General features: G+C 72.2%; 22 protein-coding genes and 1 rRNA gene. 6 read left to right on the top strand and 17 right to left on the bottom strand.

The genetic code is table 11. From position 1 onward, the window contains the following. Positions 1–87: 87 nt before the first annotated feature. The 4 genes from ald to ACIRD7_RS31415 all read right to left on the bottom strand — a co-directional run bounded on the left by ald (position 88) and on the right by ACIRD7_RS31415 (position 5,986). Positions 88–1,212 carry an alanine dehydrogenase gene (gene ald / locus ACIRD7_RS31430; protein ID WP_403458928.1) on the bottom strand — a complete coding sequence of 375 codons (1,125 nt, stop codon included), beginning with the start codon at positions 1,210–1,212 and terminating at the stop codon, positions 88–90. A gap of 134 nt (positions 1,213–1,346) precedes the next feature. Continuing rightward, on the bottom strand, positions 1,347–3,425 hold the full coding sequence (locus tag ACIRD7_RS31425) for a tetratricopeptide repeat protein (protein ID WP_403458927.1): 2,079 nt from the start codon (positions 3,423–3,425) through the stop codon (positions 1,347–1,349). Between the two features lie 187 nt (positions 3,426–3,612). Then, positions 3,613–4,239: an NUDIX domain-containing protein gene (locus ACIRD7_RS31420; RefSeq protein WP_403458924.1), complete on the bottom strand. Its 627-nt coding sequence runs from the start codon at positions 4,237–4,239 to the stop codon at positions 3,613–3,615. Positions 4,240–4,336: 97 nt separating this feature from the next. After that, complete coding sequence (locus ACIRD7_RS31415; protein ID WP_403458921.1) at positions 4,337–5,986, bottom strand: CTP synthase; 1,650 nt, start codon at positions 5,984–5,986, stop codon at positions 4,337–4,339. Between the two features lie 494 nt (positions 5,987–6,480). Here ACIRD7_RS31415 and ACIRD7_RS31410 point away from each other — a divergent pair, with 494 nt between their 5' ends. Next, positions 6,481–8,283, top strand: coding sequence for a glycoside hydrolase family 15 protein (locus ACIRD7_RS31410; RefSeq protein ID WP_403459372.1), 1,803 nt, complete (start codon positions 6,481–6,483; stop codon positions 8,281–8,283). Between the two features lie 67 nt (positions 8,284–8,350). Beyond that, positions 8,351–9,730, top strand: coding sequence for an FAD-binding oxidoreductase (locus ACIRD7_RS31405; RefSeq protein WP_403458919.1), 1,380 nt, complete (start codon positions 8,351–8,353; stop codon positions 9,728–9,730). On the opposite strand, the gene ACIRD7_RS31400 is transcribed toward ACIRD7_RS31405, so the two are convergent. Next, positions 9,717–10,403 carry an LLM class flavin-dependent oxidoreductase gene (locus ACIRD7_RS31400; RefSeq protein WP_403458917.1) on the bottom strand — a complete coding sequence of 229 codons (687 nt, stop codon included), beginning with the start codon at positions 10,401–10,403 and terminating at the stop codon, positions 9,717–9,719. The two genes, ACIRD7_RS31405 and ACIRD7_RS31400, sit on opposite strands and share 14 nt — an antisense overlap. 50 nt (positions 10,404–10,453) lie before the next feature. On the opposite strand from ACIRD7_RS31400, the gene ACIRD7_RS31395 reads away from it, so the two are divergent. Beyond that, positions 10,454–10,672, top strand: a complete 219-nt coding sequence (locus tag ACIRD7_RS31395) for a hypothetical protein (RefSeq protein WP_403458916.1) — start codon at positions 10,454–10,456, stop codon at positions 10,670–10,672. A gap of 87 nt (positions 10,673–10,759) precedes the next feature. Next, entirely contained in the window at positions 10,760–12,400 is a 1,641-nt protein-coding gene (locus ACIRD7_RS31390) for a PucR family transcriptional regulator (protein ID WP_403458914.1), read from the top strand. On the opposite strand, the gene ACIRD7_RS31385 is transcribed toward ACIRD7_RS31390, so the two are convergent. From ACIRD7_RS31385 to ACIRD7_RS31360, 6 genes are all read right to left on the bottom strand, one after another. Beyond that, the gene (locus ACIRD7_RS31385; RefSeq protein ID WP_403458912.1) at positions 12,397–13,533 is read right to left on the bottom strand and encodes a glycosyltransferase family 4 protein; all 1,137 of its coding nucleotides are present in this window, start codon (positions 13,531–13,533) and stop codon (positions 12,397–12,399) included. The genes ACIRD7_RS31390 and ACIRD7_RS31385 overlap by 4 nt on opposite strands. 257 nt (positions 13,534–13,790) lie before the next feature. Continuing rightward, a complete protein-coding gene (locus ACIRD7_RS31380) occupies positions 13,791–14,543 on the bottom strand; it encodes a hypothetical protein (RefSeq protein ID WP_403458911.1) in 753 nt (250 codons plus the stop codon). A 26-nt stretch (positions 14,544–14,569) separates the two neighbouring features. Then, the gene (recN, locus tag ACIRD7_RS31375; protein ID WP_403459371.1) at positions 14,570–16,288 is read right to left on the bottom strand and encodes a DNA repair protein RecN; all 1,719 of its coding nucleotides are present in this window, start codon (positions 16,286–16,288) and stop codon (positions 14,570–14,572) included. 234 nt (positions 16,289–16,522) lie between these two features. Next, positions 16,523–17,428, bottom strand: a complete 906-nt coding sequence (locus ACIRD7_RS31370) for an NAD kinase (protein ID WP_403458909.1) — start codon at positions 17,426–17,428, stop codon at positions 16,523–16,525. Continuing rightward, positions 17,425–18,240, bottom strand: a complete 816-nt coding sequence (locus tag ACIRD7_RS31365) for a TlyA family RNA methyltransferase (RefSeq protein ID WP_403458907.1) — start codon at positions 18,238–18,240, stop codon at positions 17,425–17,427. Before ACIRD7_RS31365 ends, ACIRD7_RS31370 begins: the two co-directional genes overlap by 4 nt. 34 nt (positions 18,241–18,274) lie before the next feature. Beyond that, the gene (locus ACIRD7_RS31360) at positions 18,275–18,604 is read right to left on the bottom strand and encodes a hypothetical protein (RefSeq protein WP_403458905.1); all 330 of its coding nucleotides are present in this window, start codon (positions 18,602–18,604) and stop codon (positions 18,275–18,277) included. A gap of 42 nt (positions 18,605–18,646) precedes the next feature. Here ACIRD7_RS31360 and ACIRD7_RS31355 point away from each other — a divergent pair, with 42 nt between their 5' ends. Beyond that, positions 18,647–18,994: an SCP2 sterol-binding domain-containing protein gene (locus tag ACIRD7_RS31355; RefSeq protein WP_403458904.1), complete on the top strand. Its 348-nt coding sequence runs from the start codon at positions 18,647–18,649 to the stop codon at positions 18,992–18,994. Here the strand turns inward: ACIRD7_RS31355 and ACIRD7_RS31350 are convergent. From ACIRD7_RS31350 to ACIRD7_RS31335, 4 genes are all read right to left on the bottom strand, one after another. After that, positions 18,978–19,856: an ABC transporter ATP-binding protein gene (locus ACIRD7_RS31350; protein WP_403458901.1), complete on the bottom strand. Its 879-nt coding sequence runs from the start codon at positions 19,854–19,856 to the stop codon at positions 18,978–18,980. The two genes, ACIRD7_RS31355 and ACIRD7_RS31350, sit on opposite strands and share 17 nt — an antisense overlap. Then, on the bottom strand, positions 19,853–20,935 hold the full coding sequence (locus tag ACIRD7_RS31345; RefSeq protein ID WP_403459370.1) for a FecCD family ABC transporter permease: 1,083 nt from the start codon (positions 20,933–20,935) through the stop codon (positions 19,853–19,855). Before ACIRD7_RS31345 ends, ACIRD7_RS31350 begins: the two co-directional genes overlap by 4 nt. Positions 20,936–20,943: 8 nt before the next feature. Further along, complete coding sequence (locus ACIRD7_RS31340) at positions 20,944–21,987, bottom strand: FecCD family ABC transporter permease (protein ID WP_403458899.1); 1,044 nt, start codon at positions 21,985–21,987, stop codon at positions 20,944–20,946. Positions 21,988–22,073: 86 nt separating this feature from the next. Beyond that, positions 22,074–23,102, bottom strand: coding sequence for an HAD hydrolase-like protein (locus ACIRD7_RS31335; RefSeq protein ID WP_403458897.1), 1,029 nt, complete (start codon positions 23,100–23,102; stop codon positions 22,074–22,076). Between the two features lie 72 nt (positions 23,103–23,174). On the opposite strand from ACIRD7_RS31335, the gene ACIRD7_RS31330 reads away from it, so the two are divergent. Next, entirely contained in the window at positions 23,175–24,467 is a 1,293-nt protein-coding gene (locus ACIRD7_RS31330; RefSeq protein ID WP_403458896.1) for a DUF1015 domain-containing protein, read from the top strand. A gap of 57 nt (positions 24,468–24,524) precedes the next feature. Here the strand turns inward: ACIRD7_RS31330 and ACIRD7_RS31325 are convergent, their stop codons facing one another. Beyond that, positions 24,525–25,286, bottom strand: coding sequence for a hypothetical protein (locus ACIRD7_RS31325; protein ID WP_403459369.1), 762 nt, complete (start codon positions 25,284–25,286; stop codon positions 24,525–24,527). Between the two features lie 1,115 nt (positions 25,287–26,401). Further along, positions 26,402–26,493: ribosomal RNA gene (gene rrf / locus ACIRD7_RS31320) — 5S ribosomal RNA — on the bottom strand; the annotation flags it as partial.

The following is a 26,493-nucleotide window of genomic DNA, read 5'->3' as shown; positions in this document are numbered from 1 at the left end:
TTTTCGGGCAAGGTCCGGCCGGGTGCGTACGGTTGACGACTCGTGTTGACGTATCGCCTTTACCAGAAAGTGACTTAGCCGATCGGCTCAGCCGAGGAGCTCGGCGAGCTCCACGTGCTCCAGGCCGTGCGCCTCCGCGACCTCCCGGTAAACCACCTTGCCGTCATGCGTGTTGAGGCCCTTGGCCAGCGCGGGGTCACGGCGCAGCGCCTCGACCCAGCCCTTGTTGGCGAGCTCGACGATGTACGGCAGCGTGGCGTTGGTCAGCGCGTAGGTGGAGGTGTTGGGCACCGCGCCGGGCATGTTGGCGACGCAGTAGAAGACCGAGTTGTGGACCGGGAAGGTCGGCTCGGCGTGGGTCGTCGGGCGGGAGTCCTCGAAGCAGCCGCCCTGGTCGATCGCGATGTCGACAAGGACACTTCCCGGCTTCATGCGCGACACGAGCTCGTTGGTGACGAGCTTCGGGGCCTTGGCGCCCGGGATGAGGACGGCGCCGATGACGAGGTCGGCCTCCAGGCAGGCCTTCTCCAGCTCCAGGGTGTTGGAGACGACGGTCTGGATCTTCGTGCCGAAGATCTTGTCCGCCTCCTTGAGCTTGTTGATGTCCTTGTCGAGCAGGGTCACGTGGAAGCCCATGCCGATGGCGATCTGCGCGGCGTTCCAGCCGGAGACACCGCCTCCGATGACCACGGCCCGGCCGGCCAGCACACCCGGAACGCCGCCGGGCAGGACGCCACGGCCGCCGTTGGCGCGCATCAGGTGGTAGGCGCCGACCTGCGGGGCGAGGCGGCCGGCCACCTCGGACATGGGGGCGAGCAGCGGCAGGGCGCGCGAGGGTAGCTCGACCGTCTCGTAGGCGATCGCCGTGGTGCCGGACTCGATGAGCGCGTCCGTGCACTCCTTGGAGGCGGCCAGGTGCAGGTAGGTGAAGAGCGTCTGGTCCTTGCGGAGGCGGTGGTACTCCTCCGCGATGGGCTCCTTGACCTTCAGCAGCAGGTCGGCCGTGGCCCACACCTCGTCGGCAGTCGGGAGGATCTGGGCGCCCGCGGCGATGTACTCCGCGTCCGGGATCGACGAGCCGACACCGGCTCCCTGCTCGATGACGACCTGGTGGCCGTGGCGCACCAGCTCAAGCACGCCGGCGGGGGTGATGGCCACCCGGAACTCGTTGTTCTTGACCTCGCGGGGGATGCCGACCTTCACGTCGATCACGGTCCTTGGCTCAGAGGGTGTAGGGCATTACATGACATACCCAGGCGTGCTGGGCACACCGGGAGACACCGCAGGAGAAGGTGCGGCAGAGCCAGTCTAATGAAGGTGTTCCCGCTGTCTAGCCTTTCATTGCATCAATCTTCAGCGGATGTACTACGGATTTCGCAGGCGTTAGGGTCTTGTTCCGGCTGGAATACCTCTTGCTGGGGGTCGGACTCGGCCGCATCGGGCTCCTCTCCCAGCATCCGCTCCGCCGCGCCCCGGTGCAGCTGAGCCGCCGCCGGGTCACCCAGGCGGTCCAGGGTGTCGGCCAGCCTGAGGTACAGGGCGCCCTGGAGCCGCGGATCCTCGGCGCGCCGCGCCCAGTCCACCGCCTCCTGGCAGGTACGCAGCGACTCCTCGGGCCGCCCGGCGTACTCCTGGACCCGGGCCAGCTCGCTCAACGCCCGCGCGTGGCCGCCGACATCGCCGTTCTTGCGGTGCCCGGCGACCGCGGCCCGCCAGCTCCGCATGGCCTCGCCGTACCGGCCCGCATAGGTGTGCGCCTCGGCGATACGGCCGTACAGCCGGGCGGCGTCCGCGCGCTCGGCCCGCGCCAGCCGCTGGGCGAGCGCGCGGCCGAACCAGTCGGCGGCCCGGTCGTAGTCCCCGAGCTCCAGATGGGCGCCACCTACGGATTCCATCGCGCGACCCGTCGCGTACGGGTCATTTGCTTCCCGTCCGGCGTCCAGCGCGGCGCGAAAGCGCACCAGCGCCTCACGCGCCCGTCCGGTCCGGGCGTCGAGATCGCCGAGGTTCAGCAGCGCCGCGGCCTTCTCGCGTGGCAGGTCCCGGCGCTCGGCCACGTCGAGGACCAGGCCGTGGACCTCGTACAGCTCGGGGGCGGCGGCCTGGGTGCCGAAGTGCGCCACCAGCGCTCTGACCAGCTGGGACATCAGCCGCCTGGCGAGCGTGTCCAGCTCCCCGTCGGCGACCGCGGCCCGCGCCGAGGCCAGCAGGACGGGCCTGCGGATGCGCAGCCAGTCGGCGGCCGCACGGGGGTTGGGAAAGCGCAGGGCCCGGGGCATGCCGATGAGCTTCTGCCGGGTCTCGGGGCTGTCGGTCTCGGTGATCGCGCGGCAGGACTGCAGCAGCCGTACGGTCCGCTCCAGCATCCGCGCGCGGGCGAGCTGGAGCTCGGCGGGGCGGTCCTGGGTCTCGGTGAGGGCCTGGAGGAACGGGTGCAGGCAGGCCGGGACCTCGTACTGGGGCAGCGGCGAGTCGACGGAGTGCAGCAGACCGAGGGCGACGAAGTCGTCCAGGGTGGTGTGGGCGCTGTCCACCGAGGAGCCGGCGAGCGCGGAGGCCGTGTGCGGGTCGACGAGGCCGCCGGGGGCGAGGGAGAGCAGCCGCAGTATGCGGGCGGCCGGCGCCGGCAGGCCGGCGTAGGCGAGGCGGAACATGCGGCTGAGCGGTGTGCCCTCCTCGCCCTCGGCCCGCAGCTGCTTGGCGAGGTCGGCGACGGCCGCCTTGGGCCGGGCGGCGAGCCAGCCACCGGCCAGCATCAGGGCGGCCGGCTGCCCCTGGCACACCTCGACCAGGCCCTCGGCGGCCCGTGGATCGACGGTGATGCGCACCGAGCCGGCGTGCCGGGACAGCAGCTCCACGGCCGACTTGGTGTCGAGGCCGCCGAGCGTGCAGGGCCGCACGTCCGAGATGCCGGTCAGCGGGCCGCCGGAGACGGCGACGGCCAGGCAGTCCGGGGTGTCCGGCAGCAGGGCGTCGACCTGCTCGGATTCGGCTGCGTCGTCGAGCAGCAGCAGGACCCGGCGGTCGGCGAGGCCTTCGCGCAGGGCGGCCGTGAGGTCGTCCTCGGCGGCGCCGGCCGGGGTCGGCAGGTCCAGGGCGGTGAGCAGGTGCCGGGCGACGCGCTCGACCGGGACGGGGGTGCCGTCGGGCTCGCTCAGGCGGGCGCGCAGCACGCCGTCGCAGTAACGGTCCGCCACCTGCCGTACCAGCTCCTCGGCGAGCGCCGTGCGTCCCGAGCCGGGGCGGCCCGCGATGAGCAGTACGCGCGCGCGTGGCGCCTTGCGGCCGGAGAGGGTGTCCAGGCCCGCGCGCTCGATGTCGGCGCGCAGCTCCTTCAACTCGCGGGTGCGGCCGAGGAATTGGTTCCGGTCGGATTTCCGTGCCGACACCTGCACGCCGCCTGTGTCCACCACCTGATCCGTCACGGGCCACGCTCCCGTCCCACGCACGCGCAAGCCCGCCGGGACTCCGGTTCGGGCGTATTCAGAGCCTAGTTCACGCTCTGCTACGTTCCGGGCGGAGCGTGGCGGGCACGGCCAGGAGGTCGCTCGATCGGATCAGCCGATCTTCACACCGCGGCGGTCCCGTCGGCTCGGGACCGGGCGCGATCGCTCAGGCCTCGAAGGGGCGTGCGGGCCAGGGCGCCTCAGCCGGACGGAGCGCGTCCAGACCGTCCCCGGCCCGCGCCGCGACCAGCGACAGCACGCCCACGACAAGGCAGTTGTTGTGCAGCTCGCCGGCGAGCACCCCGCGGACCAACTCGTCGACCGGCACGCGCGCGTGCTCCATGTCGGCCTCCTCGTCCTCCACCACGAAGCGCTCCCCCTCCGCCTCGGAGAGGTTGCGGGCGAGGAAGATCCGGATGGCCTCGTCACAACCGCCGGGGGTGGTGTAGACGTCCGTCAGCACCCGCCAGTCCTCGGCCTTGACGTGGGCCTCCTCGTACAGCTCGCGCTGGGCGGCGTGCAGCGGGTTCTCGCCGGGGATGTCGAGCAGGCCGGCCGGGATCTCCCACAGCTTCTGGCGCACCGGGTGCCGGTACTGCTTGATGAGCAGGACGCGGTCCTGGTCGTCCAGGGCGAGGACCCCCACGGAACCGGGGTGGACCTGGTAGTCACGCCGGACCACCGAACCGTCGGGCATGACCACGTCGTCCGTGCGGACGGAGGTCTTGTTGCCCACGAAGGGGGTGTCCGTCGCCCGGACCTCCCACTCCTCGGGGGTGTCCTTGATCGTCATGCCTGCCCTTCCACACGCTTTCAAAAAGAACCCGCCAAGGAAAACCGGGGTGCCAACCTTTGAAGGTTTGCACCCCGGCCACCGTACAACTCTCGTGTTACTTCGAATTCTTCCGCTCGACCGAGGCCTTCACGAGGCCGGCGAACAGCGGGTGCGGTCGCGTCGGACGCGAGCGCAGCTCCGGGTGCGCCTGCGTGGCCACGAGGTAGGGGTGGACGTCACGCGGGTACTCGACGTACTCGACCAGCTTGCCGTCGGGGGAGGTGCCGGAGAACTGGATGCCCGCCTTCTTCTCCAGCTCCGCGCGGTAGGCGTTGTTGACCTCGTACCGGTGACGGTGCCGCTCCTCGACGTACTCCTTGCCGTCGTACACCTCGCGCACGATCGAGCCCTCGGCCAGCTTGGCCGGGTACATGCCCAGTCGCATGGTGCCGCCCATGTCACCCTCACCGGCGACGATGTCGAGCTGCTCGGCCATGGTGGAGATGACCGGGTGGGAGGTCGCCGGGTCGAACTCGGTGGAGTTGGCGTCGCCGATGTCGGCGAGGTTGCGGGCCGCCTCGATCACGATGCACTGCAGCCCCAGGCACAGACCGAGCAGCGGGATCTTGTTCTCGCGGGCGTACTTGATCGCGCCGACCTTGCCGAGCACACCGCGGTCGCCGAAGCCGCCCGGGATGCAGATGCCGTCGACGTCGGCGAGTTGCTGCTTGGCGCCGGCCGGGGTCTTGCAGTCGTCGGAGGTGACCCACTTGATCTTCACGCGGGCCTTGTTGGCGAAGCCGCCGGCGCGCAGCGCCTCGGTGACCGAGAGGTAGGCGTCGGGCAGGTCGATGTACTTGCCGACCAGCGCGAGGGTGATCTCGTGGTCCGGGTTGTGGACGCGGTCGAGCAGGTCGTCCCAGGTCGTCCAGTCCACGTCGCGGAACGGCAGGTCCAGCTTGCGGACGACATAGGCGTCCAGGCCCTCGCCGTGCACGGTCTTCGGAATGTCGTAGATCGAGCGGGCGTCGGGGCAGGCGACCACGGCCGCCTCGTCGACGTCGCACATCAGGGAGATCTTCCGCTTGATCGCGGTCGGCACCTCACGGTCGCAGCGCAGCACGATCGCGTCTGGCTGGATACCGATGTTGCGCAGAGCCGCAACCGAGTGCTGGGTCGGCTTCGTCTTCAGCTCTCCCGAGGGGCCGATGTACGGCAGGAGCGAGATGTGGACGACGAAGACGTTGTCACGGCCGACCTCGTGACGGACCTGGCGGACGGTCTCCAGGAACGGCAGCGACTCGATGTCGCCGACCGTGCCGCCGACCTCCGTGATCACGACGTCGACCTCGTCCGTCGCCATGCGGCGGATGCGGTGCTTGATCTCGTTGGTGATGTGCGGGATGACCTGCACGGTGTCGCCCAGGTACTCACCGCGCCGCTCCTTGGCGATCACGGTCGAGTACACCTGGCCGGTGGTGACGTTCGCGGAGCCGTCCAGGTCGCGGTCGAGGAACCGCTCGTAGTGGCCGATGTCCAGGTCGGTCTCGGCGCCGTCGTTGGTGACGAACACCTCACCGTGCTGGAAGGGGTTCATCGTGCCAGGGTCGACATTGAGGTACGGGTCCAGCTTCTGCATCACCACGCGAAGGCCTCGCGCCTTCAGGAGCATGCCGAGGCTGGAGGCCGTCAGGCCCTTGCCGAGCGAGGAGGCGACACCCCCGGTGACGAAGATGTGCTTGGTCGTCGTGGATTTTGGCGTCATGGCCAAGAGGGGGCTCCCGTGGTCGCTGTCTTGAAGTGCGGTTCGGGGGTCATCACGCCCACCGGTCCACGGGCTACCAGGGTATCAGCGACAGCGACCGATGGCTTCCGGCCACTCTCCGCGCACGTGTCGGCACGGATCGGCACACTTCACCGATTTCCCGCGCATCGGTCACCCATTGCTCACCCGTTCGGCGGACCCGGGTTGCCCGGAGCGGCACGCAGATCATCTACGTGCGTCGTATCCTGCTCGGACATTCGCTGCCGAGCCCGGCCGGCAACACGGCACCACCCCTCGCCCGTAACCACCGGAACAACGAGAGCTCGTCAGTTCGTTGAGCAGAGATCGTCGAGAAGAGACTGTCGTTTTGCCTCACAGCGCGGACGACTGCTTTGCTTCACCGCTCAACCAAGCATTACAACCACCCCTTGACCGCACTAGCGAGAACCCCCTTTCGACAAGGGGGTGACGTGGCCGTTCGACTGGAGTTGCACGTGGCCGGGCGCATCGAAGACTACGCACTCATCGGAGACATGCAGACCGCCGCACTGGTCTGCCGGGACGGCACAGTGGACTGGCTGTGCCTGCCCCGCTTCGACTCGCATGCCATCTTCGCCGGCCTGCTGGGCACCGAGGAGCACGGCTTCTGGCGGCTCGGCCCCGCGCACGCCTCCGACGCCGAGCCACCCACCGCGGCGCGGCGCAGCTACCGCGGCGACTCCCTGATCCTGGAGTCCGAGTGGGACACGCCGCGCGGCACGGTCCGGGTGATCGACTTCATGCCTCCGCGTGACGGCGCCCCCCAGCTGATCCGGATCGTGGAGGGCGTCTCGGGCCGGGTCCCGATGCGCTCGACGCTGCGGATGCGGTTCTCGTACGGCCGGGTGGTGCCGTGGGTGCACCGGCACGAGGGCCGTACGGTCGCCGTGGCCGGCCCGGACTCGGTGTGGTTCGACACCGAGGCGGAGACCTACGGCAAGTCGCTCACGACGTACTCCGACTTCACGGTCGCCCCTGGGGAGCGGATCGCGTTCACGATCTCCTGGGAGCCCTCGCACAAGGAGCCGCCCGCGCTGCCGGAGCCGGAGCAGTCGCTGGAGGCGACGGAGGACTTCTGGCGGGACTGGGTCGATCACTGTACGTACCACGGCCCGTACCGCGAGGCGGTGATCCGTTCGCTGATCACGCTGAAGGCGCTGACGTACGCCCCGACCGGCGGCATCGTCGCGGCACCCACCACCTCCCTGCCGGAGGACATCGGCGGCGTCCGCAACTGGGACTACCGCTACACCTGGCTGCGCGACGCGGCGATCACCCTGTCCTCGCTGCTGCGCACCGGCTACCGCGAGGAGGCCCGCTCCTGGCGGGAGTGGCTGCTCAGGGCGGTCGCGGGCGACCCCGAGAACCTGCAGATCATGTACGGCATCGCCGGTGAGCGCGAGCTGGGCGAGGCCGAGCTGGACTGGCTGCCCGGCTACGAGAACTCCGCACCGGTGCGGGTCGGCAACGGCGCCGCGCACCAGCTCCAGCTGGACGTGTACGGCGAAGTCACCGAGGCCCTGCACCTGGCGCACATGACGGGCCTGGCCCGCAACGACTACGCCTCCCTGCTCCAGCTCAAGCTGATCCGCTACCTGGAGGACCACTGGCAGGAGCCGGACGAGGGCATCTGGGAGGTGCGCGGTCCGCGCCGCCAGTTCGTGCACTCCAAGGTGATGGCCTGGGTGGCCGTCGACCGCACGATCAAGCTGATCGAGTCCGGCGACGCGGACGGCCCGCTGGAGCGCTGGAAGGAACTGCGCGACGACATCCACCGGGACGTCTGCGAGAAGGGCTACGACAAGGAGCGCAACACCTTCACGCAGTCCTACGGCTCCAAGGAGCTGGACGCCTCCCTGCTGCTGATCCCGCAGATGGGCTTCCTGCCGCCGGACGACAAGCGCGTCATCGGCACCATCGAGGCGATCCAGCGCGAGCTGTCCACCTCGGACGGCTTCATCCTGCGCTACCCGACCGAGGGCGAGCACGAGGGCGTCGACGGCCTCCCCGGTGACGAGGGCGCCTTCCTGGCCTGCTCGTTCTGGATGGCGGACGACCTCGCGATGATCGGCCGCGTCGACGAGGCCCGCAAGCTGTTCGAGAAGCTGCTGTCGCTGCGCAACGACCTCGGGCTGCTGGCCGAGGAGTGGGACCCGGTCCGTCAGCGCCAGGTCGGCAACTTCCCGCAGGCCTTCAGCCACGTTCCGCTGATCGACACGGCGCTGCGTCTGACGGCGTCGGGGGCCTACGGAGGCTGAACAGGACCACCGGCCGAAGCCTGCCTACGCTGGGATCCATCAGCCCCTGCACGGAAGGGGGCGCCCCATGGCCTCCCCATCGAAGGCGGGCGCGGCCCTCGCCGCGCTGCGCGAGGATCTGGTCGGCGACGTGTTCGCTCCGGGTGACCCGGGCTACGACGAGGCCCGGGCCGTCTTCAACGTCATGATCGACCGCCGGCCGGCGGTGATCGCCCAGTGCGTGGACGAGGACGACGTCGTACGGGCCGTGCGGTTCGGCCGGGAGCTGGACCTCAACATCGCGGTGCGCGGCGGCGGACACAGCGTCGCGGGCATGGCCGTCAACGACGCCGGGCTGGTCGTCGACCTGCGGCACATGCGCGCGGTGAGCGTGAATCCGGGGGCCGAGGCGGTGCGGGTCGCGGGCGGCGCCACGATGAGCGACCTGGACCGCGCCTGCCAGCCGCACGGCCTGGCCACGACGGGTGGGCGGGCCTCGACGACGGGGGTCGGCGGGTTCGTCCTCGGCGGCGGCTCCGGCTGGCTGGACCGCTGGTGCGGGCTGGCCGTCGACAACCTGCTGGGCGTCGAACTCGTCACCGCGGACGGCGAGCGGGTGCACGCCAGCGCCGACGAGAACCCGGAGCTGTTCTGGGGACTGCACGGCGGTGGCGGCAACTTCGGCGTGGCGACCGCGCTCACCCTGAAGCTGCACGAGCTGCCCGTGTTCTCCATCGCGCTGGTGCTGTACCGCCCGGAGTTCGGCCCCGAGGCCGTCCGCACCTACCGGGAGCTGATCACCGCCGCCCCGGACGAGGCGAGCGGCGGCGTGCTGTATCTCACCGGTCCGCCCGAGGACTTCGTACCGCCGCACCTGGTCGGCACACTCCTGTGCGGGGCCCTGCTGACGTACGCCGGGCCCGAGGAGGACATGCGCAAGCTGGCCGAGCCCCTGCTGGCACTGCCGCACGAGTCCGAGATCGTCGGGGTCATGCCGTACGCCGACGTCCAGTGCATGCTCGACGATCCGCCGGGGATGCGTAACTACTGGTCGGCGGAGTATCTGACGAGCGCGCCCGACGAATACCTTGACGCGTTCTGCGCCGGGGGCGAGGCGCTGCCGCCGACCGGCACCATCCATGTGCTGTTCCCCCAGGGCGGGGCGATCGCGGCGGGCCCCCACGAGTACCCCGTGCCCTACCGGGACGCGCCCTGGGCCGTGCACCCCTTCGCGATCTGGGAGAACCCCGCGGACGACGAGCGCTGCGTGAGCTGGGTCCGCGACGTCCGCGCGGCGGCACGGCCGTGGAGCACCGGCGCGGTCTACCTCAACTTCATCGGGGACGAGGGCGCCGAGCGGGTCGTGGCCGGGCTGGGCCCGGAGAACACGCGCCGGCTGGCGGATCTCAAGCGGCGCTACGACCCGGACAACGTCTTCCGGTTCAACCACAACATCAGGCCGGCCTGAGCGCCGTCAGCGTCCGCTCCCCGCCGGGATCCCCCGCCGTCGCCGGCACCAGGGCGATCTCGTCCAGTCCGGCCTCGGCGTACTCGGTGGCACGCGCGCGTACGGCGTCCAGGTCGCCCACCAGACCGACCGTGCCGGCCGCCTCGGCGGGCAGGGCCCGCACCAGCGTGTCGGGGTCCGCGCCGGTGCGGGCCAGCTCGACCGCCTCACCGAAGCCGGCCGCCTCGAACATGTCGCTGTAGCCGGGCACCGTGAGATACCCGGCGATGCTCCGCAGGACCTGGGCGAGGGAGGCCGGGTCGGGATCCACGGCCGCTGGCAGCCAGGCGGCCAGGACCGGCGGGGACGTGCGGCCCGCGTGCTCGGCGGCGGCGTCGAGCTTCGCCCGCAGCACCCTGACCTGATCCGGCGAGACGAGGTCGAGCAGCATCCGGTCGGCGTGGACCGCCGCCGTGGCGATGGCGCGGTCCCCGAAAGCGGCCACGGTGAGCGGGCCGCCCGGCGGCCGGTGACGGCGCCGGAAAGCGCTGCCGGGCACCAGCGGCCGGCCCGGCTCGCCGTGCAGGAAGCCGCGTACGGCCGCCGCCGACGCCTCCATCGCCGCCGCGGGCCGCACCCGCGGCACCCCGTGCACGCCCTCCACGACCCGCTTGCTGGACGTCCCCAGCGCCACCCCGACCGGCCGCCTCGGTCACGGCCGCGACCGAGGCGGCACCCCGCGAGATGCCGAACGCGTCGCGCACCGACACCGCCACCGGACCGGCGGTCAGCGCGACCCGTCCGGTGTCCCGCCCGATGGCGGTGGCGAGGACGAACGAGTCCCAGGTCGGCCCCTCCCCCGCCCACACCTCGCGATACCCGAGCCGATCGGCGGCCACCGCCACCCGCAGCGGTTCCTCGATCGCGCTGTCGTCCTCCCGCGCCACGGCTACCACGCTGTAGTCCATGCCGACGCGGCTACCCCGGCCCCTGCTCTCGTGAACGCCCTCGAAGATGTCAGGACGCCATCGGCACGGGTAGCGTCCGCACATGGACAGCGGCATGAACAGCGGATTCGACACCCAGGGCGCCGGGATCACCGTCCGGCGGGCGCTGGAGCTGCCCGGCCTGCGCAGTGGTCTGCCCGAGATCCTCGCGGGCGCCGACCGGCTGGGCCGGACCGTGCGCTGGGTGCACGCGGGCGAGGTGCCGAACATCGCGTCCTTGCTGAAGGGCGGGGAGCTGCTGCTGACCACGGGCTACGGCCTCGGTACCCGCCCGGCGGACCAGCGCGCGTTCGTGCGCACCCTGGCCGAGCGCGGCATCGCGGCCCTCGTCATCGAACTCGGCGCCCGCTTCACCCGGCTGCCCGCCGCACTGGTCGACACGGCACGCGCGGCCGGTCTCCCGCTCGTGCAACTGCACCGCCAGGTGCCGTTCGTGACGGTCACGGAGGAGATCCACACGGAGATCGTCAACGGGCACTACGCGCTGCTGCAACGCGCGGAGGAGGTGCACCGCCGCTGCACCGAGGCCCTGCTCGGCGGCGGCGGAGTGCCCCAAGTGCTCGGCATCCTGGCGGACTTCAGCGGCAACCCGGTCTTCCTTGAGACGACCGACGGACGGCTGCTGTACGCCGCAGGGGCCGGTCCGCAGGGCACGGATCCGTTGCAGGTGTGGGAGGGGCTGCGGGGGCAGCACAAGGACGTGCCGCCGCCCGCCGGGGCGGTCCTGGTGGACGTGCCGGGCGGCGGCCAGGGGGCCGGCGCGATCCGGGCCCGGCTCGCCCTCCTGCCCGTGCTGGGCCCGCTCGCGCCCGTGCACCGGATCGCCGCCGAGCGGGCCGCGGGCATCCTCGCCGTGGTGCTGATGCAGGCACGCCAGGAGGAGGAGCTGGCCGCCCGTGGCCGGGGTGACTTCCTGACCGACCTCGCGGAGGGCCGGATCGCCGCCGAGGACGCCCCGGCGCAGGCGCGCGTCCTGGGATTCAAGCCCGGGGAGGCCCCGCTGCTGCCGGTCGTGATGCGGCTCGGCGACGGGCCCGCGCCGGGCGGCTGGGCGGTGCTGGCGCGCGCGGTCGGGGAGGAGCTGGCCTCGGTGGGGGTGCCGGTGCTGCTGGGCGTACGGCCGGTGGAGGGCCGCGTTCCGCTGCTGCTGGGCCTGCGTGCGGAGGCGGACCGGCCGGCGGTCGCCGACAAGGTCGCGGCGGCGCTGCGGGCGGGCGTGGAGCGGGCCGGGATCCAGCGGCCCGGGGCACGGCCGCCGGTGGTGGTCGTCGGGGTGGCGGGCGGCTGGCCGGCGGCCTCGGTGGGCCTCAGACACGCGGCGGAGACGGCCACGGCGGCGCAGGGCCTGGCCGACCGCCCCTGGTACGACGCCCGTCGCCTGGACATCGACCTGCTGCTGTGGCGGCTGCGCGACCATCCCGACCTCGCGGCCTTCGTGGACCGCGCGATCGGCCCGCTGCGCGACCACGACGACCGTTCCAGGCCACCCCTGCTGCCCACACTGGAGACGTATCTGGCACACGCGGGCCGCAAGGCGGAGACGGCCCGCGAGCTGCACCTCAACCGGCAGACGCTCTACAACCGCCTCGCCCGCATCGGTGAGTTGCTCGGCACCGACCTCGACGACCCGCAGACGGTGCTGGCGTTGAGCCTGGCGCTGCGGGCGCGCCGGCACGTGCCCTAGATCATGGGCCGGGGCTGCGTCAACTCGTCGTAGACGCTGAGCACTTGGGCCACGGTGTCGTCCTCGCTCGGCCAGGTGGCCGCCTGCCGCACGCCCCGCTCCCGGAGGAGTTCCCGCCGCTCGGGATCGCCGAGCAGGCGTACGACGGCGTCGGCGAGGGCTTCCGGATCGCCGTAGGGGACGAGTTCGGCCGCGTCGCCGACGAGTTCCGGCATGCCGCCGACGTCGGTGGCGACGAGCGGCACGCGCGCGTGGAGGGCCTCCTGGGCGAGGACGGACCGGGACTCCCAACTGCTGGGCAGCAGCGCGATGTCGGCGGCGGCGAGCAGCTCGGCGACGTCGTCCCGTCGCCCGATGAGCCGCACGGGCAGCTCCTCGTCCTCGATACGGCGCTGCAGTTCGGCCCGCAGCTCCCCCTCCCCCGCGATCACGACCAGCGGGGCGGGATCGAGCCGCCGCCACGAACGCGAGGCGTCCAGCAGCACGTCGTACCCGCGGTGCCGCTCCAGCGAGCCGACGGCGATCAGCAACGACCGCCCGGTGGCGCCGAGTTCGGCGCGCACCTTGGGCCGCAGCCGGTCGGGGTCGTCCTGCTCGACGGAGCGGCGCCGGCCGGGCAACGCGACGGCGGCGAGCCGCGCGTCCCGCGCCCCGGTCCGGCGGGCCCGGTCGACCAGGGCCGACGTGGAACCGAGGACCACGGAGGCCGCCTTGACGACGCGCCGCTCCAACAGCCGTACGAGATGGGCGCGGGCGCCCTCCGCGTGCGCCCGGTCGTGCCAGGTCACCACGAGCGGGATGCGCCGCCCGCTCAGCGCGAGGACCGCGCGGAAGGAGGCGTGCAGCCCGTGCGCGTGCACCAGGTCGGCGTCCACGCAGGCGGCCCGCAGCGCTGCCACGGAGGCGGGATCGCTCCGGCGCGGCACGTGCACATGCTCGGCGCCGGCTCCGGTGAAGTCGTAGGCCCGGTCGGCCTCGACGGGGGCACACACCGTGACCCGCACACCCCGCGCGACCAGCCCCGAGGCCAGCGATCGCACATGCGCGCTGCTGCCGGCGTTGCCGCCGCCCAGCACCTGCACGGTGCGCAGCGACGACTGGCCGTGCGGTGAGTGGCTGCTCACGGGGGTCACGTGGCCGGGGCTCCTGGTCGTGGGTGGGGCGGTCACGAAGAAAGTACAGAAGGATCGGGCGGAGGGGGTGTACCGCGAGGATCCCTACGCGTACGACGTGTTTACGCCAAGGATGCCAGGACGCACGGCCGTTCCGGGACCGGCGGGAGGACGGGAGCCGGGCAACGCGGCGGGCCGAGTCACCTGGACGAGTGAGCCGGGGTGACGGCGGTGCACGAACACGCGCGCGTGGCGCACTCCGCGCCGGTGCCGCCGTGTCACCCCAGCGCCCGGCGCGAGAGCTCGCTCACCCGGTCGCCGTACACCGCCGCGGCGACCACGGCGGCTGCGTGCGCCACCAGCCCGGCACGCCCGTTCCCGGCGACCACGGCGGCGCCCAGGGCCGCGCCCAGCGCATGCGCCCCGGTGTCGCCGGTCATCGCCCGTTCACCGAGGTCGTCGGGCAGGACGGCAGCGGCGGCTCCCATGGCGGTCGCGGCGAGTTCGGCACCCGGCCCGGTGCGCAGCAGCCCCGGCGCGCCGAGCGCGAGCACCGCGGCGGCGGCCCGACCCGGCCGTACGTCAACGAGGTTGACGAAGTGCGCTGCACCGGCGATCACGACCCCGGCGAGCAGCTTGTCCAGCGGCCGCTCCTTCAGGAACGCGCCCGCGACGAGTCCGGCGGCCGAGATCCCGAACAACTTGACGGCCCCGCTGGTGACTTCGCCGTCCCGCAGGGCTCGCAGATGCGCCTTGAAGCCCCGCCGTACGTCGTCCGCCCCGGCGACGTCGTCGTACGCCCCGCAGATCCCGGCGACGGCCACGGCGACCCCGGCGGCCGGCGACACCCGCCCGGCCCCGGCCGCGGTGGCCAGGGCCGAGGCGGGCCCGGCGTACAACTCCACGCTCCGCCCGGCGTAGTTCTTCCGCTCCCAGCGGTCGCGTCCGCCGGGGGCCTTGGCGCGCAGGGCGGTGACGGCGGCGCGCGTGAGAGTGGCGGAGAGACCGAAGGACACGGCTTGCCTGATCATCCGGTCACCCTACGGCCCGGCCCGGACTACGCGTCCGCCCGGGCCGTCTCCAGCAGTTCCTCCGCGTGGGCCCGTGCCGTCTCCGAGTCCTCCTGGCCGGCGAGCATGCGGGAGAGTTCCCGGATCCGTTCCTCACCCTCCAGGACCTTCACGCCGGACCTGGTGACCGAGCCGTCGTTGGTCTTCTCGACGAGCAACTGCCGGTCGGCGAAGGCGGCGACCTGGGGCAGGTGGGTCACGACGACGACCTGCGCGGTCCGGGCCAGCCGGGCCAGCCGCCGGCCGATCTCCACGGCCGCCTTGCCGCCGACGCCCGCGTCGACCTCGTCGAAGAGGTAGGTCGGCACGGGATCGGTGCCCGCGAACACGACCTCGACGGCGAGCATCACGCGCGACAGCTCACCGCCGGAGGCGCCCTTGGCGATCGGCCGGGGCGGCGCGCCGGGGTGCGGCGCGAGCAGCAGCTCGACCTCGTCCACGCCCGACGGCCCGTAGGCGACCGCGCGGCCGCCGACCTCGACGCCCTCCGGGTCCTCGGTCTGCCGGATCGCGAACGACACGCGCGCGTGCGGCATCGCGAGGGACGCCAGCTCCGCCGTCACGGCGGCGGCGAACCGCTCGGCGGCCTCGGTCCGCGCGTCGGTCAGCGCCTGCGCCAGCCCGCCCAGCTCGGTCCGCAGCGCGTCCCGCTCGGCCGTGAGCTCGCCGATCCGGTCGTCGTCACCGTCAAGCTCGGTCAGCCGTGAGCCGCCCTCCTCGGCCCAGGCGAGCACGGCGGCGATGTTCTCGCCGTACTTCCGGGTCAGCGCGTTCAGCGCGGCCCGCCGCTCCTCGACGGCCGCGAGCCGCAGCGGATCGGCGTCCAGGTCGTCGGCGTACCCCGCCAGCTCCCCGGCGACGTCGCCCAGCAGGATCCCGATCTCCCCGATCCGGTCGGCGAGCGCGGCCAGCGCCGGATCGTGCGAGCGCACGGCGTCCAGGGCCCGCTGCGCGCCCGCTACGAGCGTGGCCGCGTCGATGCCCTCGGGGTCCTCCGGGTTGCCCGCGAGAGCGGCGTGAGCGGCCGTGGCGGCGGACGACAAGGCCTCGGCGTGCCCGAGCCGCTCGGCCTCCTCCGCGAGCTCCACGTCCTCCCCGGGGCGCGGCTCGACTCCGGCGATCTCGTCGAGCCCGAACCGCAGCATGTCGGCTTCCTGGGCCCGCTCACGCGCGCGCGTGACGATCTCCTCCAACTCGACGGAGACCGCCCGCAACCGCCGGTAGGCCTCGCCGTACTTGGCGAGCGGCACGGCGACGGCGTCCCCGGCGTACCGGTCCAGCGCCTGCCGCTGCCGGGTCAGCTTCAGCAGCCCCTGCTGGTCGGTCTGCCCGTGCACGGCCACCAGCTCGTCGGCGAGTTCGGCCAGCATGCCCACGGGCACGCTGCGCCCGCCGAGGTGCGCCCGGGACCGTCCTTCGGCGGAAACGGTACGGCTGATCAGCAGCGCACCGTCGTCGAGCTCGGCTCCGGCCTCCTCGACCCGTACGACGACCGGCGCGCCCTCGGGCACGGCGATCCGCCCCTCCACGACGGCCTTGTCGGCCCCGATCCGCACGAGCGCCGGGTCCGCCCGCCCGCCGAGCAGCAGCCCCAGGCTGGTGACCACCATGGTCTTGCCCGCACCCGTCTCGCCCGTGACGGCGGTGAACCCCGGCGACAGCTCGACGACCGCGTCGTCGATGACTCCGAGCGACCGTATCCGCATCTCCTCCAACACGGACACGACCTTACGAGGTCGGGGGCCGGAAGTGCGACGGCCCCCGGGTCCGTGATGTGAAGGTGCAGGTGACGAATGTGTATCGGGCGCACATGTCACCCAGCCGAGTGGAGCGCCGCCAGGGGCGCGGGGCTGTATCGATTTGCGGCTCCGCCGCGTGGGCGCGCCAAGCACGACGGTCCCGCAGCCGCCGACGCACCCCCGCACGCCCCTGCGAATCGGCTAGTGAGGCGCCCCCCGCCACCCGGACACGGGCAACGCGAACTTCGCCACCAACCGATCCGTGAACGACGCGTGATGCAGCCGGGCCAACCGCACGGGCACGGCCCCCCGCCGCACCTCCACCCGCGCCCCCGGCGGCAGCTCAACGGTCCGCCGCCCGTCACACCACAGCACGCCCGGCGGAATGTGCGGCAGCACCTCCACCGCCAGCACCGAATCCGGCGAGGTCACCAACGGCTTGGCGAACAGCGCGTGCGCACTGATCGGCACCATCAGCAGCGCCTCGACCTCGGGCCACACCACAGGCCCGCCCGCGGAGAACGCGTACGCCGTCGACCCGGTCGGCGTGGACAGCACGATCCCGTCGCACCCGAACCCCGTCACCGGCCGCCCGTCGATCTCCAGCACGACCTCGAGCAGCTTCTCGGCGCCCGCCTTCTGCACGGCCGCCTCGTTCAGCGCCCAGTCGGTGTGCACGATGTCGCCGTTCTGATGCACGACGACGTCGACGGTCATCCGCTCCTCGACCTCGTAGGCCTTGGTCACGACCCGGTCGACAACCTTGTCGAGATCGTCCCGCTCGGCCTCCGCGAGGAACCCCACCCGGCCCAGGTTGACGCCCAGCATCGGCACCCCGGACGCCCGCGCGAACTCGGCGCCCCGCAGCAGCGTCCCGTCGCCGCCCAGCACGATGAGCAGCTCACACCCGTCGAGGCACTGCGGTGTCGCCTCCTTGACCAGCTGCACCTCGTCGGGCAGCGGCAGGTCGGCGGCCTCGTACTCCAGGACGCGGACCCCGATGCCTTCCCTCAGCAGCCCCTTGACCACCAGCTCGGCACTGCGGATGGCCGCCGGCCGCCCCGTGTGGGCGAGGAGAAAAACAGTACGAGCTCGGTTCTGCATCAACGCGGCCCCTCCGCCACTGCACGGTCAACGTCGGCCGGGTCCAGGGCGGGCGCCCCGGCACGCAGCCACAGAAAGTACTCGACATTCCCGGAAGGTCCGGGCAACGGACTCGCCGTTACCCCCTTCACCCCGAGTCCGAGTTCCCACGCCTTCTCGGCGACACCGCGCACGGCCTCCGCCCGCAGCTGCGGACTCCGTACGACTCCCCCACTGCCCAGCCGTTCCTTCCCCACCTCGAACTGCGGCTTCACCATCATCACCAGATCGGCGTCCGGTTTCACGCACCGCACGAGGGCGGGCAGCACCAGTCCGAGCGGGATGAAGGACAGATCCCCCACGACAAGATCCACTGGTTCCCCATCGATCGCTTCGAGCGTCAACTCGCGTACGTTCGTACGGTCCTTGACGGTGACGCGTTCATCGCTCTGGAGAGTCCAGGCCAGTTGTCCGTATCCGACGTCGACGGCGACGACGTGCGCGGCTCCCGCCCGCAGCAGCACATCGGTGAAGCCGCCCGTGGACGCGCCGGCGTCCAGCGCCCGGCGCCCTTCCACCGCGAGCCCCTGGGGCACGAAGGCCGCCAGCGCGCCCGCGAGTTTGTGGCCGCCCCGGGAGACGTACTCGGGATCGCTGTCGTCGGCCAGGACGACGATCGCCGCGGCGGTCTCCACCTGCGTGGCCGCCTTGGTCGCGACGGTCTTGCCGACGGTCACCCGGCCGGCGGCGATCAGCTGGCTGGCGTGCTCACGCGAACGCGCGAGCTTCCGGCGGACCAGCTCGGCGTCGAGACGGAGGCGTGCGGCTCCTGCCACGTTCGGTTCAGCTCCTGTGTTGTCCGTACGACGATCAAAAGGTGTGACCCGAAGGGTCTCGTTGAGGGGTGGTGGTCGGGTGGCGGGTGGGAACCGGAGGTCCCGGGCGGGCGTCGAGCGCGGTGAGCGCGTCGCGCAGCCCCCGGTGTACATCCTCGTACACCTCCAGGTGCCCGTCGGTGGCGAGGTGGTCGGCGTCACCGAGCCGTTCCAGCTGGGCGTCGACCTCCGCGTTGCCGGTGGGGGCGAGTGGGACGTTCAGCGGCGCGGGGGCGGCCGGGTCGTACTCGGGCTCCGCCGCGGGCCCGGCCTCCGCCTCGGCGGCCTCCTGCGGGGGCTCCGTCTGCCAAACCGTGTCGCTCATGCCCAGACGCTACCCCGAACCGCTGGGGTACCGTCGATCGCGATGGCCACGATTGAGGAGTGCCGCGTCGCACTCGAAAAGCTCTCGGACAACATGCAGCGCGCCGAAGGGGACGCCCGTGCGGCCGCCGCCCTTGACCGCTCGGTGAGCTGCCACATCACCGACCTGGACGTCACGTTCGTCGGCCGCATGGAGGACGGCAGGATCCACGTCCACGACACACTGCAGGGCCCGCCCCGCGAGAAGGCCCAGATCAGGCTGAGCATGACGGGCGACGACCTGGTCGCCCTGGTCGGCGGCGACCTGAACTTCGCCAAGGCCTGGGGCTCGGGCCGGGTGAAGCTGCACGCGGGCGTGCGCGACCTGCTGCAGCTCAGGAAGCTTCTGTAGCCGCCACCTTCGCCTGCGTGCGCGCCTTGCGTGCCGCCGGCACCACCAGCGGGGTCCCCGTCTCCGGGTCGTCGATGACCTGGCAGCGCAGCCCGAACACGTCCTCGACCAGCTCGGCCGTCACGATGTCGTTGGGCGCGCCCTCGGCGATCACGGACCCGCCGCGCAGGGCGATCAGGTGGGTGGCGTACCGGGCGGCGTGGTTGAGGTCGTGCAGCACCGCGACCAGCGTGCGCCCCTGCTCCTCGTGCAACTGGGCGCACAGGTCGAGGACGTCGATCTGGTGCTGGATGTCGAGGTAGGTCGTCGGCTCGTCGAGCAGCAGCAGCGGCGTCTGCTGGGCGAGCGCCATCGCGATCCAGACACGCTGGCGCTGCCCACCCGACAATTCGTCGACATAGCGATCGGCGAGCTCGGCGACCCCGGTCTGTGCCATCGACTCCTGGACGACCCGCTCGTCCTCGGTCGACCACTGGCGCAGGATCCCCTGGTGCGGGTAGCGGCCGCGGCCCACCAGGTCGGCGACGGTGATCCCGTCGGGCGCGATCGAGGACTGCGGCAGCAGCCCGAGGGTGCGCGCGACCTTCTTCGCCGGCATCGACTGGATGACCTGCCCGTCCAGCAGGACCCGGCCCTGGCTGGGCTTGAGCATCCGGGACAGCGCCCGCAGCAGCGTGGACTTGCCGCACGCGTTCGGGCCGACGATCACGGTGAAGGAGTTGTCGGGTATCTCGACCGACAGTTGCTCCGCGATGACCCGCTGGTCGTAGGCGAGGGTGACGTTGTCGGCGGACAGGCGGTTCACGGTGCTCCTTCGGTGGTTCAGCCCACTGCTGTTCTTGTCGGTGCGGCCGGCGCTCATATCCGTCCCGCCTTGCGCTCGGTGACCAGCAGCCACAGCAGGTATACGCCGCCGAGCACACCGGTGACCACGCCCACGGGCATCTGGTCCGCGCCGAAGACCCGCTGGGAGATCCAGTCGGCGGTGACGAGGAGGGCGGCGCCCATGCACAGGGAGGGCAGCAGGTTCGGGCCGGGCGAGCGGGTCAGGCGCCGGGCGAGCTGCGGGGCGGTGAGCGCCACGAAGCTGACGGGACCGGCGGCGGCGGTGGCGGCCGCGGTGAGCAGCACGGCCGCCAGCATCAGCAGCAGCCGTACGCCTTCGACACGCACCCCGAGGGCGTACGAGACGTCGTCGCCCATCTCCATCATCCGCAGCCCGCGCGCGTTGGCGAGGACCAGCGGCACGAGGACGGCGCACAGCGCGAGCAGCGGCCAGACCTGGGCCCAGTCACGGCCGCTGAGGGAGCCGGTCATCCACACGACCGCGCGGGCGGCGTCGACCAGGTCGGCCTTGGTCAGCAGATAGCCGTTGACCGCCGTCATGATCGCGGACATGCCGATGCCGACCAGGACCAGTCGGTAGCCGTGCACGCCCCGCTTCCAGGCGAGCAGATAGATGGCGAGACCGGTCGCGAGGCCGCCTACGAGCGCGCCGACGGTCACCTGGCCCGCGCTCCCGGAGAACAGCACGATCACCACGAGCGCGCCGGCCGTGGCCCCCTGGCCGAGACCGAGGATGTCGGGGCTGCCCAGCGGGTTGCGGGACAGCGCTTGGAACAGCGCCCCGCCGAGGCCGAGCGAGGCCCCGACCAGCAGCCCGACCAGCACGCGCGGCAGCCGCAGCTCGTTGACGATGAACTCCTGACCGGCGTTGCCCCCGCCGAACAGCGTTCTCAGCACGTCGCCCGCCCCGATCGGGAAGTCGCCGGTGCCGATCAACAGGACACTCGCGCCGAGCCCGGCGAGCAGCAACAGCACGACGACGGTCAGCGCCCGCACGTCGAGGCGGACGGAGAGCCCGCCCGGGGTCCGCAGGGCACGGCCCGCGCGGGCGGACCTCGCCGAGCCCGGCGCCGCGGTCTTCGCTTCGCTCTTCACTGCGGTCCTCACAGCTGGGCCGTCCTCCGCCGTCGTACGAGAAAGATGAAGACCGGTCCGCCGAGGATCGCGGTGACGATGCCGACCTGGATCTCGGAGGGCCGGGCGGCCATCCGGCCGAGGACATCGGCGCCGAGCAGCAGCACCGGCGACAGGACGGCCGCGTACGGCAGGATCCAGCGCAGGTCGGGCCCGGTGAACGAGCGCACGACGTGCGGCACCATCAGGCCGACGAACACGATCGGCCCGCAGGCGGCGGTCGCGGCACCGCACAGCACGGTGGCCGCGAGCATCGCCAGCACCCGGGTGCGGTTCAGGTTGGCGCCGAGGGCCTTGGCGGTGTCGTCGCCCATCTCCATCGCGTTCAGCGGCCGGGCGAGGGCGAGCGCGAGGACCATGCCGGCGACGAGGAACGGCAGTACCTGCTTGATGGTCGAGTCCGTCGCCGAGGCGAGCGAACCGACCGTCCAGAAGCGCATCTTGTTCAGCGCCACGTCGTCCATGATCATTACGGCCTGGAGATAGCCGTAGAGCGCGGCACTGATCGCCGTGCCGGCCAGCGCGAGCCGGACCGGTGTGGCGCCCCGGCTGCCGCCGAGGAACCAGACCAGCGCCCCGACCGCGGCCGCGCCGAGGAAGGCGAACCAGACGTAGACGTTCAGGCTGGTGATGCCGAAGAAGGTGATGGCGGTGACGACCGCCGCGGACGCGCCCGCGTTGATGCCGAGCAGTCCGGGGTCGGCCAGCGGGTTACGGGTCAGGGCCTGGAGCACGGCTCCGGCGAGACCGAGCGCGGCGCCGGCGAGCAGTCCGAGGACGGTGCGCGAGATCCGGTCGTCGACCACGACGTCGCCGTAGGTCCCCGAACTCTGGAACAGACCGTGCCAGACCTCCCCCACGGACAGCTGTTTCGCCCCGATCGCGATGCTCGCCACCACGACGACCACCAGAATCAGGACAGAGACGAGCAGCCCAACGGCACGTATCGCCCGTCGGGTTGGGGGCGCGGACACGGACTCCGCGCGCTGTTCGGGAGGACTGTCGACCAACACCCGGTTAGGTTAGCCTACCCTCCCATTCAGCCACGATCCCGCTGCAAGCCCTCGCGAGGGTCACGCCCGCCCCGCCGGGCGACACCTCACCAACCCAGTCTGGCCAGCGCCTTCCCCGAGTCCAGCGCACACGAGCCGTCTCCCGCCGCCGTCCAGGCCGCCGCGCACAGCGCCCGCAGCCCGTCCAAGGGCACTCCGTCACCGGCCAGTTCCAGCCGCTCCGCCCCCGCCGTCGCCGTCCAGCCGCCGCACCGGAAACCCTCCCCGTCCTCGGCCACCTCCGGCTGGCCGGTGAGCAACCCTCGCAGATCGGCGTCGACATAGGTCGGCCGGTGCTGCGGCGGCGCGGCCAGCAGCTGCGCGCCGTCGGTGACGCCGGTCAGGACGAGCAGCGAGTCGACATCGCCGTTGAACGCGCCCTCGATGTCCGTGTCCAGCCGGTCCCCGACCACCAGCGGCCGCTCGGCGCCGGTCCGCAGGATCGTCTCCCGGTGCATGGGAGGCAACGGCTTGCCCGCGACCTGCGGCTCCGCGCCGGTGGCGATCCGGACGACCTCCACCGCCGCCCCGTTCCCCGGTGCGATGCCGCGCGCGCTCGGGATCGTCAGGTCGGTGTTGGACGCGAACCACGGCACCCCGCGGGCGATGGCGTAGCACGCCTCCGCGAACCGCCCCCACACCAGCTCCGGCCCGCCAAAGCCCTGCACGACCGCCGCCGGATCGTCGTCCGCCGACTCCACCGGCTCCAGCCCGCGCTCCCGCAGGGCGACCCGCAGCCCCTCACCGCCGATCACCAGCACCCGGGCCCCCGCCGGCACCTGCTCACTGATCAGCCGCGCGACCGCCTGCGCCGACGTGATCACGTCATCGGCGCCCGTCGGTATCCCCAGCGCCGTCAGATGCGCGGCCACGACGTCAGGCGTCCGCAACGCGTTGTTGGTGACGTAGGCGAGATGCATCCCGCCCGCGCGGGCCACCGCGAGCGAGTCGACCGCGTGCGCGATCGCGTTCCCACCCGCGTACACCACACCGTCGAGGTCGAGCAGCGCCGTGTCGTACGCCTCGCTCAGGGCCTGGCCACTGCCCTCGGGCCTCCTCCTGACGCTCTGGCTCATTTGACATCGCTCCTCGTTCGACGGCTTTCCCCCGATCATCCCCCATGCCACTGACACCCGTACGATGCCTGGATGAACACAGCAGGTCACCCGGAAGCAACGGCGCGCCGAGGCCTCGAACTCACCCCCTTCCGAGGGCTTCGCTACGACCCCGACCGGGTCGGCAGCCTGGCCGCCGTGACATCCCCTCCGTACGACGTCGTGGTCCGCCCTGACGGCCTGCACCAACTCCAGGACTCGGACCCGCACAACATCGTCCGCCTGATCCTCCCCCAGGCCGACACACCCGACGCCCGCAACGAACAGGCGGCGAAGACCCTGCGCCGCTGGCTGTCCGAAGGTGTCCTCACCACCGACCGCGAGCCCGGCCTCTACGTCTACGAACAGCAGGACGGCGAGGGCATGATCCAGCGCGGCGTCATCGGCGCCCTGCGCGTGTCGGACCCTTCGGAGGGCCTGGTCCTGCCGCACGAGGACGTCATGCCGCACGTGGTCGCCGACAGAGCGGCCCTGATGCGCGCCACGTCCGCCAACCTGGAACCCTTGCTGCTGACCTACCGTGGCAACGGCACGACGGCCGACACGAGCTCCGTGATCGAGCGCACGATCGAGGGCCCGCCCCTCCTCGCGACCACGACCGAGGACGGCTTCAGCCACCGCCTGTGGTCGATCACCGACCCCGCGGACCTCACCCGCATCCAGTCGGACCTGACCCGCCGCCAGGCACTGATCGCCGACGGCCACCACCGCTGGGCGACCTATCGACGTCTACGCGCGGAGCACGGTTCGCCCAGCCCCTGGGACTACGGCCTGGTCCTCCTGGTCGACACCGCCCGCTACCCCCTGCGCGTCCGCGCCATCCACCGCCTCCTGCACACGCTGCCGGTGCCGGACGCCGTCACCGCCCTCGACGGCCACTTCCGCGTACGCCGCCTCGAAGTCCCGCTGGCCGAGGCCCTGGAAGCGCTGGCCGACGCGGCCTGCGCGGGCAACGCCTTCCTCCTCGCCGGAGACGGCTCCTTCCACCTCGTCGACCGACCGGACCCCCGCCTCCTCGCCCGTACGGTCCCGGCCGACCGCCCCACCGCCTGGCGCACCCTGGACGCGACGGTCCTGCACGCGACACTCCTCGCCCACGTCTGGCACATCCCCGAGGACGACCCCACCCGCATCGCCTACATCCACGACACGGCCGCGACCGTCAGAAAGGCCGAACGCGACGGCGGTACGGCCGTCCTGATGCACCCCGTCCGCGAGGACGTCGTACGCGACCTCGCCCGCCAGGGAGTCACGATGCCCCGCAAGTCGACGTCGTTCGGCCCGAAGCCGGCATCGGGCCTGGTACTGCGCGCACTGGACGCCTGAAACGCCGAAGGGCGGGATCCCAGCCCGGGATCCCGCCCTTCTCACGTCACACGCGGCTCACTCCTTGTCGTCCTCTTCGGAGTCGACCGGAGCCTGCTCACCCTTGGTGCCCTCGTCGCCCTCGCCCTGCCCGTCGTTCTCGTCGAGGGCGTCCACGAAGTCGACACCGTCCAGCTCGGCGAGCCGGTCGGAGGCATCCGTGCTGCCGTCCTTGTCGGCCTCGACGGCCTTCGCGAACCACTCCCGCGCCTCACCCTGCCGCCCGGCGGCAAGCAGCGCGTCGGCGTACGCGTACCGCAGCCGCGCCGTCCACGGCTGTACGGCGTTGGAGGCCAGCTCGGGGCTCTGCAGCGTCACGATGGCCGCGTCCAGCTGCCCCATGTCACGCCGGGCGCCGGCCGCGACGAGCCGCATCTCCACCTGCCCGGCCTTGTCGAGCTTGTGCACCTCGGGCGCGCCGGCCATGTCCAGCGCCTTCTCCGGCCGCCCGAGCCCACGCTCGCAGTCGGCCATCAGCGGCCAGAGATCCACGGTCCCGGTCATCCGCCGCGCGGCCCGGAACTCCGCGAGCGCCTCGGAGTACTTCTGGTTCGCGTACGCCGCGAACCCGGCCGCCTCTCGTACGGCGGCGACGCGCGACGCCAGCCGCAGGGCCACCTTGGAGTAGCCGTAGGCACCCTCGGGGTCCTCGTCGATGAGTCGCGCCACCATCACCAGGTTCCTGGCGACATCCTCGGCGAGCGTCTTCGGCAGGCTCTGCAGCTCCTGCCGTACGTCCTTGTCGACCTCGTCACCCGTGACGTCCTCGGGGATCGGCAGCCGCTTGATCGGCTCACGGTCCCGGTCCCGGTCCCGCTCATCACGGAACCGCCCACCGCCACGCCGGTCGTCACGCCGGTCGTCACGCCCACGGAACCCTCCGGGACGCCCACCGCGGTCGTCCCGACGGGGCCCACGCCCGCCACGGTCGTCGCGCCCACGGAATCCACCGCGCTCGCCCCGGCTGTCATCGCGCCGGAAGCCACCACGGTCGCCACGCTCGCTGCGCTCACCGCGGTCGCTGCGGTCCTGGTCCCGACGGTCATCGCGGCGGAACCCACGGTCCCGGTCACCGCGCTCACCACGGTCGTCACGCCGGAAGCCACGGTCGCGGTCGTCGCGGCGGTAGCCACCACGGTCGCTGTCACGACGGTCATCACGCCGGTCGTCGCGGCGGTCATCCCGGCGGTCGTCACGTCGATCGTCGCGTCGGTCATCACGTCGGTCGTCCCGACGGAACCCGCGGTCGCGGTCGTCTCGTCGGTCATCGCGGCGGTCGTCACGCCGGTCGTCGCGGCGGAAGCCACGGTCACGGTCGTCGCCGCGCCGGTCGTCACGGCGGCCGTAGCCACCGCGGTCATCGCGCCGGCCATAACCGCCACGGTCGTCGTCCCGACGCTCCCCACGGTCGTCACGACGGTAGGACGGACGGTCGCCGTCCCGCCGGAACCCGCGATCACGGTCCCGGTCGTCCCGACGAGGCCCGGCCGGCCGGTCGTCCCGCCGGAAGGAGGGCCGGGGACCACGGTCCCCATCACGGCGGTCGTCACGACGGTCGTCACGGCGGACATCACGCCGGTCGTCCCGACGCTCTCCACGGTCATCGCGACGGTCATCGCGGCGGCCGTATCCGCCACGGCTGTCGTCACGCCGGAAGCGGCCTCGGTCGCTGCCTCGGTCCCCACCACGGTCGTTGTCGCGACGGAAGCCGCCACGGTCCCCTCGGTAGCCGCCGCGGTCACCACTGTCCCGTCGCCGCTGGTCGCGCTCCGGTCGGTCGTCGGGAGAGTTGGTGGACATCGGTGACTCCTGTCTTCGGTACACAAGCATTGTAAAAACGAAAGGACCCCTGGTCCCAGCTGAACGCTGGTGACCAGGGGTCCTTCCCAAAGATTGTTCGGCGGTGTCCTACTCTCCCACAGGGTCCCCCCTGCAGTACCATCGGCGCTGTAAGGCTTAGCTTCCGGGTTCGGAATGTAACCGGGCG

The sequence above is a fragment of the Streptomyces sp. NPDC093568 genome, assembly GCF_044764945.1.
GTDB lineage: Bacteria > Actinomycetota > Actinomycetes > Streptomycetales > Streptomycetaceae > Streptomyces.
Note: the sequence above shows the minus strand (reverse complement) of the source record. Positions and strands in the feature narration are given on the sequence as shown.

Bases quoted from the DNA above. Each gene is read 5' to 3' on its own strand.
- ACIRD7_RS31330 (WP_403458896.1), top strand. From the start codon at position 23,175: ATGAACACAGCAGGTCACCCGGAAGCAACGGCGCGCCGAGGCCTCGAA.
- ACIRD7_RS31420 (WP_403458924.1), bottom strand. From the start codon at position 4,239: ATGACGATCAAGGACACCCCCGAGGAGTGGGAGGTCCGGGCGACGGAC.
- ACIRD7_RS31380 (WP_403458911.1), bottom strand. From the start codon at position 14,543: ATGATCAGGCAAGCCGTGTCCTTCGGTCTCTCCGCCACTCTCACGCGC.
- recN (WP_403459371.1), bottom strand. From the start codon at position 16,288: ATGCGGATACGGTCGCTCGGAGTCATCGACGACGCGGTCGTCGAGCTG.
- ACIRD7_RS31360 (WP_403458905.1), bottom strand. From the start codon at position 18,604: ATGAGCGACACGGTTTGGCAGACGGAGCCCCCGCAGGAGGCCGCCGAG.
- ACIRD7_RS31335 (WP_403458897.1), bottom strand. From the start codon at position 23,102: ATGAGCCAGAGCGTCAGGAGGAGGCCCGAGGGCAGTGGCCAGGCCCTG.
- ACIRD7_RS31415 (WP_403458921.1), bottom strand. From the start codon at position 5,986: ATGACGCCAAAATCCACGACGACCAAGCACATCTTCGTCACCGGGGGT.
- ACIRD7_RS31350 (WP_403458901.1), bottom strand. From the start codon at position 19,856: ATGAGCGCCGGCCGCACCGACAAGAACAGCAGTGGGCTGAACCACCGA.
- ACIRD7_RS31395 (WP_403458916.1), top strand. From the start codon at position 10,454: ATGCCGAACGCGTCGCGCACCGACACCGCCACCGGACCGGCGGTCAGC.
- ACIRD7_RS31355 (WP_403458904.1), top strand. From the start codon at position 18,647: ATGGCCACGATTGAGGAGTGCCGCGTCGCACTCGAAAAGCTCTCGGAC.
- ACIRD7_RS31405 (WP_403458919.1), top strand. From the start codon at position 8,351: ATGGCCTCCCCATCGAAGGCGGGCGCGGCCCTCGCCGCGCTGCGCGAG.
- ACIRD7_RS31390 (WP_403458914.1), top strand. From the start codon at position 10,760: ATGGACAGCGGCATGAACAGCGGATTCGACACCCAGGGCGCCGGGATC.